Here is a 16925-nt window from a genome sequence, read left to right as displayed (position 1 = left end):
TAATCTTTTTCAGACACTCACTCTTTTTCAAAATCACAATCTCCAATTCTATTCAGAAATCAGAAACCTTTTAAATAGCCTTAAAATTCAAACGTGTAAAAGTCTATCCAAAATCGTGCCTTTATTATATAAAAAGAAAAAGCGTCAAAAATCCTCCTGCAAATATACAAGATTATTCCCTTTCAGGAACAACTAATATTGGAAGATCAGAAAGATTAAGCAATTCATTGGCAAACGGATGAAAAACGCTCTCGAATGGGTTTAAAGAGCGCCTCACAGGTAATGCAATAAGCGTAATGCCCTTTTCGTGGGCAAAGTTAAGCATATCCTGAGGCCCTTCGGTTCCATCAATTTGCGTAGTGTGGTAGGTAACGCCACTGCTTTTTTTCATGTAACGCTCCACTTGATGCACGTATGCCGTGATTCGCGAAGGTATTAACCAGCGCGAGCGCTTAAACACGCCTGCCACATAAACTTCGGCATTTATCAGCCTGGCAAATGCGGCCACATGAGGCACAATGCGGCGACTCACCTTCTCCGTATCAATTGGCAGAAGAATTTTGTGCGCGCGGTTGAACTTCATCTCTTTGCGAACCGTAAGCACCGGACAGGGAGCATTGGCTACCAGGCGATAGGCATTGCTACCTAGCCATCTGTCTTCAAATCCGGAAACGCCATGTGTACCCACCACAATCAACCCGGAGCCGTCGTAATGGGCCTGATTGGTTATTTCGCGTACCACGTTGCCTTCACGTATTTTAAAATCCAGCTCACCATTCTCAACCTTGTACTTCTCCTTGGCCCTTTTCATCAGATACTCCATAAAATCTATGTCGTGATCGGACAAAAGCAGTTGCGGGTTATCCTGTGCAAAAAGCGGGTGGTAGCGCTTACCTGTACGCACGTGCATTAACCTGAGTTTGGCTTTAAAATAATTGGCAACATCCACACCTACGTCGATGGCGAAGACGGAATCCTCAGAAAAATCGACAGGAACCAATATGCGTTTCATGGCTTGATGAATTAAATGGTGGTTATTATTATTTGGTTAAATATCAAAGTGGCGATGGTTAAACAATAATCCAATTACATCAAAAATTCAGACAATTGGACTATATAAAAATATTTAATTATTTCTAATTTTTACGAGCCTTGCATCCAAAAGGTTATTGAAAAATAAAGAACAGACAACCGTCTTCACTTTGCACATTATCAACGCAATAGACATATCGAACCAAACCAACCTATTTATATCAGGCAGTGAATTTGTTGATGAAAAGTTCAAAAGCATTGAAATTTGAACCAATAAGCACACTCGGCCACGTACGGTATGGCATAGCACAGTACAATCCATTCATAGTGACTGTTTTAATTCATATCAATCTGATTTAAAGATTACTAGACTATTAAATGAAGAGCAAAGCGAAGTCACGCAATGCGGCATAGGATATTTAAACTGATAGATTTGACTAAACAGACAATAAGATCAATTCAATCATCTTTATAAACTACACTATCTATCTAAAATACAGCAGACTTAGCATCAATACCATGTTTTAAATAGTAAATTTAAACAGTTACAAAGTCATTCCGAATATCATAAAACTGTATTGTGAAAGACAAACTATTTTTTTACATCAACCATGTGTTGTTGTTTGGAAAATAGAAGGCAAAGCATCACTTTTGCATGATTCTGCGGTGGATTTGCTGCGCCAATAATTTTACCATAAAATATTCACATCATGAGTAATCAGATCAACGAGTTTAGGGAGTATCGGGCCAAGATGAATGAACGAATCCTCTCAGCCGACAACCTGGTAATAAAAAGGCTGTTCAATCTGGACACCAACACCTATGCCGAAGGGGCACTTTCGACAAGAGTGAAAGAGATGCTCGGGCTGGTAAGCTCCATGGTTCTGCGCTGCGACGACTGCGTGAAATACCATCTTGAAAAATGTTATGAACAAGGTGTAACCACCGAAGAGATGCTTGAGATATTTGCTGTGGCCAATATTGTAGGTGGCACCATTGTAATTCCCCACACACGTCGCGCTTTGGAATATTGGGATTTACTGAACTCAGGCCAATAAATAAAGGCTCAACAAAGGCCTGAACATGACTTTTATTATTCGGATAAATTTCTTAAACTTGATAGTTTAATGTAATTTTGCACAAATTTGTCAAAACAAAAAATGGTGAACGATCAACAATTGGACTTTGAATCCATCAGACCATACGAGGATCATGAGATTCAAACAGTATTCAATCGTCTAAAAAATGAGCAGTCGTTTTTAACGCTACTGGGTTTTCTGTATCCACATCTTCCGCCTACTCATTTCATGGATAAGTTGATGCACATGACATCTATCCAGCAGTTTCAGAAAGAAGTTATTTCGGCCTACGTAAAAGAAGTGATTAACGGCACTACCAAGGGCGTTACACTCGAAGGTTTGGATAAACTTGATCCGGCTGCATCCTATCTTTTTATTTCCAACCACCGCGACATTGTTTTGGATCCTGCCATCCTGAATGTGTTGTTGGTTGAAAACGGTTTCAACACCACTGAAATAGCCATTGGTGACAACCTGCTGATTTTCCCCTGGATTACCGATCTGGTTAAGCTGAACCGTACTTTTATTGTGAAGCGTAACTTGCCCGTGAAGCAGATGATGGAAAGCTCCAGAATGCTATCATCCTACATCCGTTATACATTAAACTCGAAAAACCATAGTATCTGGATTGCCCAGCGCGAAGGTCGCTCCAAGGACGGAAACGATCGCACCCAGGTAAGTCTCCTGAAAATGCTTAACATCAGCGGAGAAAATGCGTTGATTGACAATTTCAAGGCGTTGCGCATTGTACCTGTCTCCATCTCCTATGAGTATGATCCTTGTGACTATCTGAAAGCACTCGAGTTTCAACAAAAACGTGACAATCCCAACTACCAGAAGACCAAGGATGATGATTTGCGCCACATGGGAACAGGTCTGAGAGGCCGGAAGGGACGCGTACACTTCTCGTTTGGTCAGCCCTTGATTGATGAGTTGGATCCCATTTCGGCACTTACGGTGAAGAACGACCAATATACCGCTCTTGCCGAAGTGATTGACAAACACGTGCATAAAAACTACCATCTTTGGCCCGGCAACTACATCGCCTGGGACATCCTAAATGGTTTTGACGAATACAGAACACACTATTCAGAAGCAGAGAAAAACGTGTTTCTTGAATATATCAACGACCATGTGAACCGTGCCAGAGGTGGCGACAAGGAGTTCATTTATCAGACACTTCTGGAAATGTATGCCAACCCACTTGTTAACAAGCGGTCGTACTCCATGGTTTAGAACCAAAAAATTCAAAATAAAAAAAAGACCCGAAGCTGCTGAATGAGTCGCTTCGGGTCTCTTTTTTGTATATGTGGTGAAAGCATTGCTATTGCGGGTTGTTTTTTACATCCAGGCGAATGCTTAGCTCCTCCAGTTGATTCAGATGTATGGGCGAAGGTGAATCGATCATCACATCGCGGGCAGCATTGTTTTTGGGGAATGCAATCACATCACGTATGGAGTCCACACCGGCGAAGAGAGATACCAGACGGTCGAAACCAAAAGCGATGCCACCATGCGGCGGTGCGCCATAACGGAAGGCATTCATCAGGAAACCAAACTGCGCCTGAGCCTCCTCATCGGTAAAGCCCAACACCTCGAACATGCGACGCTGCAACACATCATCGTGGATACGGATGGAACCACCTCCCAACTCCACACCATTTATCACCAAATCATAGGCGTTGGCGCGCACTTTGCCGGGATCACTATCCAACAAGGCCACATCGGCCTTTAAGGGCGAGGTAAACGGGTGGTGCATGGCATAGAAACGTTTGGTGTCGGCATCCCACTCCAGAAGCGGAAAATCAACTACCCAAAGGGGTGCAAACACATTTTTGTCGCGCAGGCCAAGGCGGTTGCCCATTTCGAGGCGCAACTCACACAGCGCGTTTTGTGTTTTGGTTTTGACACCGGCAAGAATCAGCAGCATGTCGCCCTCTTTTGCTCCCATGCGTTCAGCCCAGCGCTTAAGCTCAGCCTCATCAAAAAACTTATCAACCGATGATTTCAGGGTGCCATCGGTGTTGTATTTCACATAAATCAAACCTTGGGCACCAATCTGTGGGCGCTTCACAAAGTCGGTGAGTGCATCAATATCCTTTCGGCTATATGCTGCGCACCCTTCGGCACAAATGCCGCCCACATATTCGGCATCGTCAAACACCTTAAAGCCTTTGCCTTTAACCGCATCGGTAAGTTCGATAAACTTCATACCAAAGCGGATGTCCGGCTTGTCGGAACCATAAAGCTCCATGGCATCGGCATAGCTCATACGCGGAAAATCACCTTCTATCTCAACGCCTCTGATGGTTTTAAACATGTGTTTGGTCAATCCTTCAAAAGTATTGAGGATATTTTCCTGCTCCACAAAGGCCATTTCACAGTCTATTTGGGTAAACTCGGGCTGACGGTCGGCACGTAAATCCTCATCGCGGAAACACTTCACAATCTGAAAATAGCGGTCGTAACCTGCCACCATCAGCAACTGCTTAAACACCTGTGGCGACTGCGGCAAGGCATAGAACTGCCCGGCATGAACGCGCGATGGCACCACAAAATCTCTGGCACCCTCCGGCGTAGATTTGATCAACACCGGCGTTTCAATATCCAAAAAACCCTTCTCATTAAGGTAGTTGCGAATCACAATTCCCATCTGGTGACGCAGCTCCAGGTTGCGGCGCACGGGGTTACGGCGCAAGTCAAGGTAACGGTATTTCATACGCAACTCGTCGCCACCATCGGTGTCATCTTCGATGGTGAATGGCGGAACAGCCGACTTGTTGAGGATATTCAGTTTGTCGAGAATAATCTCCACATCACCGGTTGGTATCTTGCTGTTTTTGCTGCTGCGCTCGGCCACAGAGCCAACCACCTGAATCACAAATTCGCGACCCAGCTCGCGGGCAGTGCGGCTCAGGTCGGGCTGCGTTTCGGTGTTAAGCACCAACTGCGTGATGCCATAGCGGTCGCGCAGGTCGATGAAGGTCATGCCGCCCAGGTTACGCACACGCTGCACCCATCCGGACAGAGTCACCTGTTTGTTTACATCAGAAATCCGTAGTTCACCACAAGTATGAGTTCTGTACATATTCTTTATATTTTCTTTATGAGCAAAAAAGCCCGTTTTCACCGATTTGTATAAATTCGAATATCTTTGCGAAAATAGGAAGAAAAAAAATGATACACATAAAATTGGATAGATTGATTTTAATGTTTAATAAAACATTGGGGGATGTACCTTTTTCTGTTATTTGAACATGACATTCTCACATTAGACCAGACGTATGCTATTCCGAATTTTAGCGACTAAAAAACTAAAACATCATAAAAACCAACACATAAACTCTGACATCTAAACACCTACACAACTGAATGAATAAAATAGACTTCACCGACCGCTACTTTATGCAACAGGCCTACAAAGAGGCCAAAGAGGCATTTACCAAGGACGAAGTGCCGGTAGGGGCATTGATTGTGAGCGAAGGACGCATCATTGCCCGGGCACATAACCTCACCGAGACGCTCAACGATGTAACTGCCCACGCCGAGATGCTGGCCATCACCGCTGCCACCGAAAACCTGGGCGGCAAATACCTCAACAACTGCACGCTCTATGTCACACTGGAGCCCTGCCCCATGTGCGCCGGCGCACTAAACTGGGCGCAAATTGGCCGCATTGTGTTTGGCGCCGCAGACGAAAAACGCGGATACCTGCGTCTCAGTCCCTCACCACTGCATCCCAAAACGGAGGTTCTAAGCGGCATAATGGCAGATGAGTGCAGCGAATTGGTGAGAGAGTTTTTCAAACGGAAGAGGTAGGAGGTTTGTTAGTTTTGAGTTGGGGGAGTTTTGAGTTGGGGAGTTAATAGTTGAGGGTGGGGAGTTGAGGGTTGAGAGTTTTGGGTTGGGGGTTGGGAGTTGGGGGTTGAGGGTTTAGGGTTTAGGGTTATTAGTTGAGGGTTTTGAGTTGGGGGTTAATAGTTAGGGTTGAGGGAGAGTGAGTTGAGGGGTTAGGTGATTCATATTTTGCAGATGTGATAAGTGGTGGTGCGGTAACAGAAAAACAGTATTAAACCTGAGGTGCGATAGATAATTACAACAACCTTTTTCAAATAAAAACCTTTGCGCCTTCGCGTCTTTATAATTAATTACCTGCGCCTTTGTAGTTTACAATTTAAGCTGCCCCTTCAGGGCGCCATGTATTTCTGCAATTAATCACCCGGGGCGCTGCCACCGGGCTGAATTAAATAAGGCTTTCAGCCTATACAACAAGACAATTCACTCTTCAAAAAAAAACTTTGCGCCCTTGCGCCTTTGCGGTGAATCACCCGGGGCGCTGCCGCCGGGCTGAATTAAATAAGGCCTTCAGCCTATCCATCAAGCAATTTCATTTTTCAAAAAAACCTTCGCGTCTTCGGGCCTTTGCGGTTAATCACCTGCGCCTTTGCGGTTAATTTCTTGCGCCTTTGCAGTTCACCAAAAACGGCTATCTTTATAGGACAAATTTGAGCAGCATGTCATTAAGTGAAACAAACACCTTTTCCCGGCTCGACCTGGCCCGCCAATTTATCGAATTCACCGGCAAGAATCTCTTCTTAACCGGAAAAGCCGGAACGGGAAAAACCACCTTTCTTAAGAAACTTCGTGAGCAATCGCCCAAGCGAATGGCTGTGGTGGCGCCCACGGGCGTGGCTGCCATCAATGCGGGAGGTGTAACCATCCACTCCTTTTTTCAGCTGCCGTTTGGCCCACAGATACCCAACCAATACCTGCCCCAACAGGAGCAGCAGCCCGAAAACAGTTACCGTTTCAGCAGGGAAAAGCTGAACCTCATCCGTAGCATCGACCTGTTGGTGATTGATGAGATTAGTATGGTACGGGCCGATTTGCTGGATGCCATTGATGGCGTGCTGCGCCGCTTCCGCAACCGTGCCCGCCCCTTTGGCGGGGTGCAGGTGTTGATGATTGGCGACCTGCAACAGCTGGCTCCCGTGGTAAAAGATGACGAGTGGCGACTGCTTCAAACCTACTACAAAGGGCCATTCTTTTTTCAGAGCAAGGTGCTGGAGCTGTTTCCGCCCGAGACCATTGAGCTGACGCACATTTTCAGGCAGAGCGACACCATTTTTATCGACCTGCTGAACCAAATAAGAGAAAACCGCCTCACGCCTGTGGGGCTAAACATATTGCAAAGCAGACACATCCCCAACTTTGAAGCGCCCAAAGGATACATCACCCTCACCTCGCACAACCGACAGGCCGAATCCATCAACCGGGAGAAACTGGATGCCATCCCCACCAAGCCACACACGTTCCGGGCAAGTACCGAAGGGGAATTTCCCGAATCATCATACCCCAACGAAGCATCGCTGACGCTGAAACCGGGCGCCCAGGTGATGTTCATCAAAAACGATGTGTCGCGCGAGAAGCTTTTCTTCAACGGAAAAATTGGCATTGTAGAGCGCATCACTGACAATACCGTTTACGTGAAGTGCGACGACCTGGAGGAGCCCATTGCCGTGGAGCCGGTAGAGTGGCAAAACTACAAATACACCATCAATGAAGCCACCAACGAGATTGAAGAATCCATTATTGGCAAATTTGTACAGATGCCGCTCAAGCCTGCGTGGGCCATCACCATCCATAAAAGTCAGGGGCTTACCTTTGACCATGCCATTATTGATGCCAACGCTGCGTTTGCCCACGGACAGGTTTACGTGGCGCTGAGTCGCTGCCGCACCCTCGAAGGAGTGGTGCTCGCCTCGCCCATCAACGAAAGAAGCATCATCAGCAGCCAATCGGTTAACAGCTACATTGAGCAGGCCAGCAACCACTCGCCCACCCCGGAGCGCATCAGACAGTTGAAGGTGGAATACGAGCAGGAGCTTATCACCGAACTGTTTGACTTCAGTATATTGTGGCGACAACTGAGTTACCTGCACAAAGAGGTGGCAAATCACAGTCAGGTGGTGGTTGGCACCATGCCCGATGTGCTCAACGAAACCATCCTTCAGTTTAAGGAAAAAATCACTGCTGTGGCCGAGAAGTTCAAGTCGCAGCTGCAAAGCCTCTATCATCAGCAAACACCCGTAGAGGAGAACCTCATGCTGCAAGAGCGCGTGCAAAAAGGAAGCGACTACTTTTTGCAACAGTTGAATGCCACAGTAGGCAAGCTACTTGATGAGCCAGAGCCCGAAACCGACAACAAAGCCATTCGCAAAACACTCACAGACACGCTGGAGCGCATCACCAAAAGTTACGAAACCCACCGTGCCTGCCTCTTCGCCTGTAGCGGCGGGTTCACCATTAGCAGATACCTTTCGGCCAAATCGGTAAGCCAGATAGAGAAGGCCGTGGCCAAAAAAGCTGCCACCCGCAGCACCCAGACAAACGTGACGGCATCGGCCCATCCCGAACTTTACGCGCTGCTACGCACCTGGCGCAACAACAAGGCCGATGAGGCCATGATGCCCGTTTACATTGTGATGGCCACCAAAACGTTGATTGAGATTGCCGACAAAATGCCGACATCCATCAAAGAGTTGCTGAAAATTAAAGGTTTGGGCAAACGAAAGGCCGACCACTATGGAAAAGAGATTCTGGAACTGATTCAGACCTACCGGGTAGATAAAAAGATGGCTACCACCGAACTCGATTTCTCACGTGAGCCGGATAAACCCAAGGAGCCAAAAATTCCCACCTGGAAAACAACACTCGATCTGTTTAAGATGGGACTCTCAACCGATGCCATTGCGCAAAAACGCGGCCTGGCAACCACCACCATTGAAGGACATCTGGCTGTAGCCATTGAAAAGGGCGACATTGAGATACAAAAACTGATGCCTCGCGAGCGGGTAGAGCTGATAAAAGAGCGATTGAACAACCAGCAATTTGCCAGCCTCACCGAAGCCAAAATTGCTTTGGGCAATGACTTCTCATTTGGCGAGATACGCATGGTGATGGCCCACATGCGGCTTGATGGTTAGATGGTTAGATGGTTAGTAATCATTTATTGAGGACTTCACTTCTTTCTTTTTATTGAGGGCTTCACTTAGAGTGAAACCCTCAATATGTTTATGGTTAGATGTTATATGGTTAGAGTGACAGATGTAATAAAACGGAAGAAAAAAACAATCTAATCATTTATTGAGGGCTTCAAATGTTTCTTTTATTGAGGGCTTCACTTAGAGTGAAACCCTCAATAAATAATATATCTCAACATAAAGAGTTGGTTCAATTCATCTTTTTACTATTTTTATACCTAATGTTTGAATTATTAATAATTCTATAAGCAGAGAGTGAATAAGTTGTCAATAGTGCAATTCATGTTTTTGGCTTGAGTACACAAAGGGATAATCAGTTATCTATTCGCAATGCCATAGAGCGCCAAAACCGTTTCGCGATGAGTTTGGCGGCCGCTTAAAACCCAATGTGCATGGCGTGTACAGCAGCTTTGACTTTAATGCATTAAAATTATTCAGCAACAACCTCTGCAAAAAAATTAAGAATAATTCCGAACAGATATTTTTTAAACTAAAAACAAACCCTTATGGCAAAAGTTACCATCTACCTGAAACAGGTAAACGGGAATCTTGAGTACCGTGACTCGGAAGGGCATTGCGGAAAGAGCATTGTCTCACATGCAAAGCCCGGCTCCAAGATTGTTTGGAAGCTCGACAAATGCTCAGGACTCACCGAAATTACCGGCATTATCATTAAAGGTGATACCTCTATTATCAACGGCAAACCTCGCAAAAAGGATTTTGACCATTGGGAAGCACGCGCTGCCGACCATGGCGAAGGCGAAATATCTTACGATGTGAACGTGTTGAAATGCGAAAATTGCGCCCACGAAGAGGATATGACGGCACAGAAATTGGGAGACCCACCACCTCCTAGATTAAGAGTACCCTAAGTATTAAAAATCAAAGCCGATAGAAATCAGTCAAATTGCATTTGAATGATTGACAATTCAGCCATTCTGTTTAGCCAAAATGGCAAGGGCTTTTAGATGCGTGCATGATACGTATTAAACCTTAATCAGGAACAAACACTCATCATGCGAGTGTGCTCCGTTTGATACGGACAGTAAGTTCCACCTAATTTAAAAACGTTAACTTAATGAAAAAGTTCTCATTGTTTTTTGTTGCTTTAGGCCTGTTATTGGCAAGTTGCTCTCAGCTTTCTGAACATGAAATCAGCGATGCGGCAGACTTTGCAACCAGCGAATCCATCATTGGTGACATTGATACAATTTATAAATCAGTTACCATCACGGTATCGATAGTAGATGGGGAATTGGTTTACAGTGATGGCTCAGGCCAACAGGGACGAAGCATATTTACTCGTGCAGGGTATGGTGCGGAAATTGTGTGGCAGGCAGACCCCAAATCGGGTGTTAAAGATATAACCAACGTGAACCTGAACGGTGATTTGTTTCTACTTGCCGAAAAACCTCAGCAAGTAGCCAGGGGCACCTGGGTGGCGAAAGTAGGTTACAAAGGTGAAGGCGAAATCTCATATTCTGTTGAGATACCTGACACCCGCAAACTATACGAAAACCCTGACATTAAAGGCATTGACACAAGAGACCCTCTACCTCCTTTCATTAGAGTGCCCTAAGTCTTTTGCATTAAAATTCAAAGCAGCAATACATTTAATTTTATATAAAGTCCTGTAAAAGTAAAAATTACAGGACTTTTTTTATATTTTTAGATACCAAATATCCTGTTATGTATCGCATTGTCATCATACTACTTTTATCATGTGCTGTTGGGCTAACCGCCCATGGACGGGATAAAGCTGTGGCCGACAGTTGCATTTGGGTATTGGAAAACGAAACAGAATTATCAACCTTACGTCAATGTGAATTATTGCTATTAGCCATCCACAACACTTCTGACTTCCAAACATGTCTTGAACTATCCGAAAAACTGATTGAAAAGGCCGAGAAGGCCAAGAATCCATATTATCAGTATTATGGCTTCTATGAGAAAGGACAGTCTCTTATTTTTCTAAACAGTTCGGAAGAAGCGCTTACCTATTTGCAAAATAGCCTGCAAATTGCCCTCGATAATAACTTTCAAAAAGAGGTAGGATATTCTTATTATGCATTATCTGATGTATTTAGATTGAGAAATAATTATGAACAAGCCATACAATATATTAAAAGTGCTCTCCCTTTCTTAGCATCTACTGACAGTCATAGATATTTATCTGTTTATTATTTGCAACTTGGAAACATATATTATCAAATCTCACAAAACGATTCATCAAAACTGTATTACAAAAAAGCCATTAAGTATTTTGAAGCAGGCAATCATTTAATTGAAGCGGCATACACATATGGAAATATTGGAGCATTATATATCAGATTAAACGAACCTGATTCGGCAAGATTCTTCCTTAGTAAAGCCTTTAATATATTAGAAGATACCAACGACTATTATACGCTAACAACTTACAACATATATGCATCAAAAAATGAGCTCCAATCAGGCAATATGGATATGGCCGCCAATTATGGACTAAAAGCGTTGTCGCTGGCCAATAAATTACAAAATGCGGAAAACAACAGGGATATTTATGAGCATCTTGCCCTGTTATACAGCTCAACCGGCGATTACACCAAAGCCTATCACTACCTGAAAGAGTTTTACACCTTGCGCGACAGCCTTGTAAACATGGACGTAATCAACCGCATGGCCAACATGCGTACGGAGTTTGAAGTAGGACTTAAACAGGCTGAAGTAGATAAACTTACCACCTACAATCTGGTGGCTAAAAGAACAATATACCTCATCTGCGCAGGGCTACTCATCATCAGTGTGCTTCTGTTCTATGTAATTCGGGCATACCAGCGCAACAACAATCTCAACAAAAAACTGATGCGCCAAAGGCGTGAACTTGAGCGTAACAAAAAGAATCTTGAAATAGCCAACCTCTCCAAAGACAAGCTCTTCTCAATAATATCACACGATTTGCGGGGTCCCGTTGGCACCATCAGCAGTCTGGCCGATATGGCAAACATCCTCATAAAGGAGAACGAAATTGCCGAAGCCACAGAGATAAACAAATCCATCTATACCACCTCGCGCGAGGTGGAGTCGCTGCTCAACAACCTGCTGCACTGGAGTGTGAACCAACAAAACATTTACCAGGTGCGCAACGAGCCTGTGGAGTTGGTGGGGCTGGCCAAAACTGTCATCGGCGTGTACGGGCAAACGGCCAAGTCGAAAAAAATAGACCTGTTGCTCAACGCACCCCAACCCGAAATAGATGTTGAGGGCGATAGTAACTGCTGGGGCACCATCATTCGCAACCTGGTGAACAATGCAATAAAATTCACCCACGAGAATGGTCAGGTGGCCATAAATCTGGATTACACCAACAATCACGTAACGCTTGAAGTCACCGACAACGGCATTGGCATGACCGAAGAACAAAAATCGAAGCTCTTTGTGTTCACCGGCACAAGCCGCGAGTGGGGTACACGCAACGAGCGCGGCCAGGGGCTTGGCTTATCGCTCGTAAGCGATTTTGTGAAAATATACAATGGCCGCATCGAAGTAGAAAGCCAACTAGGGCAAGGCTCTACCTTCAGGGTTATCATGCCTGCCACCGCCATCCAGAAACAAACACAGGTAACCATTGAGCAGGAGCAGGTTAAATAATGGGTAGTCGCCCGCCCCATCGGGGCGGAACAGCCATCATGTGCATCTCCTTGCTACCGAGCGGTGACCCCTAAAGGGGTCTATGAACATGGCGCAACATAATTGTTACAACCTTCTTTAAAAAAACTTTGCGCCTTCGCGCCTTTGTGGTTATTTACCTGCCTCTTTGCGGTTTAAAGTTTAAGCTGCCCCTTCAGGGCGCCGTGTTATTCTGCAATTAATTACCCGGGGCGTTGCCGCCGGGCTGAATTAAATAAGGCTTTCAGCCTATCTAACAAGACAACTTTTTTCAAAAAAAACTTTGCGCCTTCGCGCCTTTGTGGTTATTAAAAGCGCCTTTGCGGTTAAAACCGCTTCACCACATACCGCACACCAAAACCAATCAGTAGAAGTCCCACACCCGAAGCCATCACAGTTATTGGCAACGCCACCGACATGGCCAAACAGCCGATAAGTCCCAGCACAGGCACTGCCTTGCCATAAAACTGCTGCGTCTTTGGCTGTTTCAGCGCGGCAATGTTAGTAATACTGTAGTAAAGCAGGATGGTGAAAGTAGCTGCCCGTACAATGAACTCAAAAGTTCCAAACAGCGTCAGCATCAGAATGATGAATCCGGTGATGAAGATGCCAACGTGTGGCACTCGGTTCTTTGGGTGGATGGCCTCGAAGAATGCGGGCAAATCCCTGCGGCGCCCCATGGCCAGCATCATCCGGCTGATGCCGAGTATCTGGCTCAGTAAAACGCCCAACATGGCGGTGGAAGCGCCCAGCGTGACTACCAGCGATACGCCCGGTGTTGTGAGCCCATCGGCCACACGCTGCAAGGGCGAGGCCGTACTGGCCATTGCGCCGGCACCAATCACACCAATGGCCACCAGCGACACGGCGGCGTAAAGCAGAATGGCGGTTGCAATGGTGATGATGACTGCTTTTGGGATGGTCTTTTCAGGTTCGCGCACCTCCTCGGCCAAGGTGGCGATGCGTGCGTACCCCGTAAAGGCAAAAAAGAGCAGCGCCGCCGACTCGGCAACGCCCATGAAGCCAAAAGGCGCAAACGGCTTAAAGTTTTGTACATCAACCGCCCCGATGCCACTAAATACCAGATAGAGCAACGACAGCAGCGTGACCGACACAATCACCAGATTGATTCGTCCGGCCTTCTGAATGCCGATGTAGTTGGCCAGGGTGAGCAGAAGCACGGCTGCCAAAGAGTAATAAACGGGTGAAACCAAAGGCACCAACTGGTGAAAATAACTTCCAAAGCCGATGGCCACCACCCCTGCTGCCGACAGCTTGCTAATCAAAAACATCCATCCTGCCGAAAAGCCAAAACCGGGAGTCAGCAACCGGTAGCCGTACTCGTAGGTGCCACCCGACTGTGGATATACCGCAGCCAACTGGGCCGAACTCAGCCCGTTAAAGGCGGCAATGAATCCGGCAATCACCAGTCCCACAATAAATGCAGGCCCCGACACGCCGGCAGCCACGCCGGTCACCACAAATATGCCGGCGCCAATTATGGCACCTAATCCAACGCCCACGGCATCTTTCAAGGTGAGGGCGCGAATGAGTTCTTTGGTCTTTGTCATGTTGATAAATATTTCATTTGAAAATAAAGGGGTTTTAGATTAAGGGCTTCGCTTAAAGTGAGACTGTAAATATGCAATTTCAACGGCAAAGGCGCAAACCATTAACCACAAAGGCGCAGGAAATTAACCACAAAGACGCGAAGGCGCAAAGGTTTTAATTGAAAAGTGAATTGTCTTGTTGTATAGGCTGAAGGCCTTAGTTAATTCAGCCCGGCGGCAGCGGTGCATTATTTACCACAAAGGCGCGAAGGCGCAAAGTTTTTTTTGAAAAGTGAATTGTCTTGATGGATAGGCTGAAGGCCTTAGTTAATTCAGCCCGGCGGCAGCGCCCCGGGTGATTAATTGCAGGAAAACATGGCGCCCTGAAGGGGCAGCTTAATTTGTAAACCACAAAGAAGCAGGTAAATAACCACAAAGACGCGAAGGCGCAAAGGTTTTTATTGAAGAAGGTTATTGCAATTATGTTGCGCCATGTTCACGACCCCGTCAGGGGTCAACGCTCGGTAGAAAGGAGATGTACATGATGCATGTTCCGCCCCCATTGGGGCGGGCGATTGGCATCGAACATGTTTTCTACCGAACGTTCGCACCTAACGGCGCGGATTTTGGCTGAAAAATTTTGCCACATCGTGGCGCAAACCCAACAACATTATACGATAAAAAAAGAGAGACCATCTGCGCGACAATCTCTCTCTTCTCTTGTGACTCAGCTGAGGCTCGAACTCAGGACCCCATCCTTAAAAGGGATGTGCTCTACCAACTGAGCTACTGAGTCATCCCTGTTTTGCTTAATTGCGTTGCAAAAATAGGTGCTTATTTTTAATCTCGCAACACAACAAAATAAAAAAAATGAGTTTTTTTCTGACACCCTACAACCTCATCACCCTAACCATCGCATTTAAAGCAATTTGAACATGATAATTTTTTTAAGCAATTCGGGTAAATTTTCCGTAACTTTAATGAAAGATAGATAAAACCTACAAAAAATGTGTTTTATCGGACTTTTGAAGGGTGGCGAATTACGGCACTCAGACTAACAGTATCTATAGTATATTTGAATAAGAACAACTTTTTTGATAACAAAAAATCAGGCCATGAAGATAATACGAGAACCTGCTGTTTCGGGATTATTTTATGACGAGGATCCATTGAAGCTTCGTGCGCAGATAGCGCTTTTGTTTGATGATTTGCCCGAGATTAGCCATCCGATAGAGTTGCGAGGGCTGATACTTCCGCATGCCGGCTACATCTATTCGGGCAGGGTTGCGGCGGCAGGCATCAGTCTGATTGAGCCAAACAGTGGGTTTAAGCGGATTTTCCTCATCGGTTCGAGCCACCGGATGGGCTTCGATGGAGCATCAATCTATCTTGGCACCGCTTTCAGGACACCATTGGGCGAGGTGAAGGTAGATACATCCACCGCTGAGCAGTTGGCATTGAGTTCGCCATTCTTTGCCTTTAACCCCATGGCGCACGAAAAGGAACATGCCCTCGAAGTACAACTACCACTGCTGCAATACCATTTAAATCAACCATTTAACATTATTCCCATACTGATTGGCACCCGCGACCCGGCCACCTGCAAAGAGATGGCGCAAGTATTGAAGCCTTGGTTTACGCCGGAAAACCTGTTCATCATCAGCACCGATTTTTCACACTATCCCACATACGATGATGCTGTGGCAACTGACAGGGAGACTGCCAATGCCATACTCAAAAACGACCCTGACAGTTTACTGAAAACCCTTGAATTGCATAAATCGAAGCACATTGAAGGGTTAACAACCTCGCTATGCGGCTGGTCGGCGGTATTAACAATGCTTTACATCACCACAGAATGCAACAACATTGCCTTTGAGAATGTGCTCTACGAAAACTCTGGGGACACTCCCATAGGCGACAAAAGCAGTGTAGTAGGTTATCACGCCATTATGGCTGTTAATAAACATGCAGCTGATTTTTCATTGTCGGTTGCCAACCGAAAGGAGCTGCTGGTGCGCGCCAGGGCAAGCATTACCTCCTATTTTGATGGCACTGCCACAGATGATTTACCAGTCTCAGAAACTCCGTCATTGCAAAAACCAGCCGGGGCATTTGTGTCGTTATACAAAGCAGGAAAACTTGCAGGATGCATCGGCCATATTGGAGAAGATGAGCCTCTCTGGCGTGTGGTGGATCGATGTGCGAGAGCCGCCGCATTCGACGATAACCGGTTCAGACCCCTTCAAAAGGAAAAGCTACCCGATGCCACCATCGAGATATCTGTTTTGACGCCGCCTGTAAAAGTCAACAGCGTTGAAGAGATTATACCGGGAAAGCACGGCATCATTGTAAAGAGCGAACACGGACACGGTACCTTTCTGCCGCAGGTGGCCGAGCGCATGAACTGGGACAGGCTGGAGATGCTGCGTCGCTGCGCACGCGATAAGGCAGGCATTGGTGTTGATGGCTGGAAAAATGCAGACATTTACATCTATGAAGCCATCGTCATAAAAGAAGAGAGTTGAGTATATATCTTGAGTGATGATGGCCAGCCGACTCAAATCGTACGC

At 46.0% G+C, this 16925-nt stretch carries 11 protein-coding genes and 1 tRNA gene; 8 read left to right on the top strand and 4 right to left on the bottom strand.

All coding sequences use genetic code 11. The annotated features are described in order from the left end of the window. Window positions 1-172: 172 nt before the first annotated feature. Window positions 173-1012 carry a universal stress protein gene (locus ALKIM_RS0111750; protein ID WP_026474825.1) on the bottom strand — a complete coding sequence of 280 codons (840 nt, stop codon included), beginning with the start codon at window positions 1010-1012 and terminating at the stop codon, window positions 173-175. 730 nt (window positions 1013-1742) lie between these two features. Here ALKIM_RS0111750 and ALKIM_RS0111745 point away from each other — a divergent pair. Further along, the gene (locus ALKIM_RS0111745; protein WP_026474824.1) at window positions 1743-2090 is read left to right on the top strand and encodes a carboxymuconolactone decarboxylase family protein; all 348 of its coding nucleotides are present in this window, start codon (window positions 1743-1745) and stop codon (window positions 2088-2090) included. 102 nt (window positions 2091-2192) lie between these two features. Then, window positions 2193-3347, top strand: coding sequence for a 1-acyl-sn-glycerol-3-phosphate acyltransferase (locus ALKIM_RS0111740; protein ID WP_026474823.1), 1155 nt, complete (start codon window positions 2193-2195; stop codon window positions 3345-3347). 88 nt (window positions 3348-3435) lie between these two features. On the opposite strand, the gene aspS is transcribed toward ALKIM_RS0111740, so the two are convergent. Further along, window positions 3436-5199: an aspartate--tRNA ligase gene (gene aspS, locus ALKIM_RS0111735; RefSeq protein WP_026474822.1), complete on the bottom strand. Its 1764-nt coding sequence runs from the start codon at window positions 5197-5199 to the stop codon at window positions 3436-3438. Window positions 5200-5483: 284 nt separating this feature from the next. Between aspS and ALKIM_RS0111730 the strand changes: the two genes are divergently transcribed. The 5 genes from ALKIM_RS0111730 (at window position 5484) to ALKIM_RS0111710 (ending at window position 12784) form a co-directional block, all read left to right on the top strand. Then, entirely contained in the window at window positions 5484-5930 is a 447-nt protein-coding gene (locus ALKIM_RS0111730) for a nucleoside deaminase (protein WP_026474821.1), read from the top strand. A gap of 695 nt (window positions 5931-6625) precedes the next feature. After that, window positions 6626-9097, top strand: coding sequence for a helix-turn-helix domain-containing protein (locus tag ALKIM_RS0111725; RefSeq protein ID WP_026474820.1), 2472 nt, complete (start codon window positions 6626-6628; stop codon window positions 9095-9097). A gap of 563 nt (window positions 9098-9660) precedes the next feature. After that, window positions 9661-10026, top strand: coding sequence for a hypothetical protein (locus tag ALKIM_RS0111720; protein ID WP_026474819.1), 366 nt, complete (start codon window positions 9661-9663; stop codon window positions 10024-10026). Between the two features lie 206 nt (window positions 10027-10232). After that, entirely contained in the window at window positions 10233-10733 is a 501-nt protein-coding gene (locus ALKIM_RS0111715) for a hypothetical protein (RefSeq protein WP_026474818.1), read from the top strand. 110 nt (window positions 10734-10843) lie between these two features. Continuing rightward, window positions 10844-12784, top strand: a complete 1941-nt coding sequence (locus ALKIM_RS0111710; protein WP_026474817.1) for a tetratricopeptide repeat-containing sensor histidine kinase — start codon at window positions 10844-10846, stop codon at window positions 12782-12784. A 344-nt stretch (window positions 12785-13128) separates the two neighbouring features. Here the strand turns inward: ALKIM_RS0111710 and ALKIM_RS0111705 are convergent, their stop codons facing one another. Continuing rightward, a complete protein-coding gene (locus ALKIM_RS0111705; RefSeq protein WP_052345532.1) occupies window positions 13129-14373 on the bottom strand; it encodes an APC family permease in 1245 nt (414 codons plus the stop codon). A gap of 702 nt (window positions 14374-15075) precedes the next feature. Beyond that, window positions 15076-15148, bottom strand: a tRNA-Lys gene (locus ALKIM_RS0111695). Between the two features lie 319 nt (window positions 15149-15467). Between ALKIM_RS0111695 and amrB the strand changes: the two genes are divergently transcribed. Further along, window positions 15468-16880, top strand: coding sequence for an AmmeMemoRadiSam system protein B (gene amrB / locus ALKIM_RS0111690; RefSeq protein WP_026474815.1), 1413 nt, complete (start codon window positions 15468-15470; stop codon window positions 16878-16880). Window positions 16881-16925 lie beyond the last annotated feature (45 nt).

This window comes from Alkaliflexus imshenetskii DSM 15055, assembly GCF_000517065.1.
GTDB classification, from domain to species: domain Bacteria; phylum Bacteroidota; class Bacteroidia; order Bacteroidales; family Marinilabiliaceae; genus Alkaliflexus; species Alkaliflexus imshenetskii.
The sequence above is the reverse complement of the archived record's forward strand: the minus strand, read 5'-3'. Positions and strand labels throughout refer to the sequence as shown.

Coding starts and splice junctions, on each gene's coding strand:
- ALKIM_RS0111750 (WP_026474825.1), bottom strand. CDS start 1,012: ATGAAACGCATATTGGTTCCTGTCGATTTTTCTGAGGATTCCGTCTTC.
- ALKIM_RS0111745 (WP_026474824.1), top strand. CDS start 1,743: ATGAGTAATCAGATCAACGAGTTTAGGGAGTATCGGGCCAAGATGAAT.
- ALKIM_RS0111740 (WP_026474823.1), top strand. CDS start 2,193: ATGGTGAACGATCAACAATTGGACTTTGAATCCATCAGACCATACGAG.
- aspS (WP_026474822.1), bottom strand. CDS start 5,199: ATGTACAGAACTCATACTTGTGGTGAACTACGGATTTCTGATGTAAAC.
- ALKIM_RS0111730 (WP_026474821.1), top strand. CDS start 5,484: ATGAATAAAATAGACTTCACCGACCGCTACTTTATGCAACAGGCCTAC.
- ALKIM_RS0111725 (WP_026474820.1), top strand. CDS start 6,626: ATGTCATTAAGTGAAACAAACACCTTTTCCCGGCTCGACCTGGCCCGC.
- ALKIM_RS0111720 (WP_026474819.1), top strand. CDS start 9,661: ATGGCAAAAGTTACCATCTACCTGAAACAGGTAAACGGGAATCTTGAG.
- ALKIM_RS0111715 (WP_026474818.1), top strand. CDS start 10,233: ATGAAAAAGTTCTCATTGTTTTTTGTTGCTTTAGGCCTGTTATTGGCA.
- ALKIM_RS0111710 (WP_026474817.1), top strand. CDS start 10,844: ATGTATCGCATTGTCATCATACTACTTTTATCATGTGCTGTTGGGCTA.
- ALKIM_RS0111705 (WP_052345532.1), bottom strand. CDS start 14,373: ATGACAAAGACCAAAGAACTCATTCGCGCCCTCACCTTGAAAGATGCC.
- amrB (WP_026474815.1), top strand. CDS start 15,468: ATGAAGATAATACGAGAACCTGCTGTTTCGGGATTATTTTATGACGAG.